General features: G+C 41.0%; 1 protein-coding gene. It reads right to left on the reverse strand.

Annotation, left to right across the window (positions count from 1 at the left end):
• Nucleotides 1-82: 82 nt before the first annotated feature.
• Nucleotides 83-602, reverse strand: a 520-nt coding sequence (locus AC1EU2_RS18755; protein WP_480299799.1) for a hypothetical protein, incomplete at its 5' end; no start/stop codon positions are given.

The following is a 602-nucleotide window of genomic DNA, read 5'->3' on the forward strand; positions in this document are numbered from 1 at the left end:
GCTTAACAGGCAAATGCTGGTTGGCTATAATCCGAAGCGCAGCGTAGGAGCCAACCAGTATTTGTCCTTGTTGAAGCGCTTGTTAAAAGTCTGTCGTTCGGCTCATGATTTTACCTAGCTTTTCATTAGCTAACTCTAGTTCAGCAGGCTGTTTTTCTAAATGTTGCAAAAATTTTTGAGATGCTTTAATTAGGCTAACATGGAGCTGACCAACACTTACATATACTTGCTCACTAGGATTTTTAGCGGTTACTTCTATTTGCCCACCGTAGTAAAAAACAGATCGAGCTCTACCTCTTTTGACATCCCTTGCTTCGGATGTGCCAGTATGCAGTAAAGCACACCTTGAGGCCCATAAGTCGTTGGCATTAAAATTAAAAGAGTGGCCATTTACAAACAAGTACTTGTTAAGCCAAGCCTTAAAATCACTGCCATCAGAAAACTCTTTATCTACTGCAAGCCACGATAGACGGTCAACCCATGAATAAAGCAAAATGAGAGCTGCTTCATGATGTTTTTCACGAAAGAGCACTTCCATAGCTTGGTTCGATTTTACGATATGCTCCGCTAGCAATTTTGCGTCCATGTTTAATCCTGACTTT

Source organism: Parashewanella sp. 2304DJ23-3, assembly GCF_056591695.1.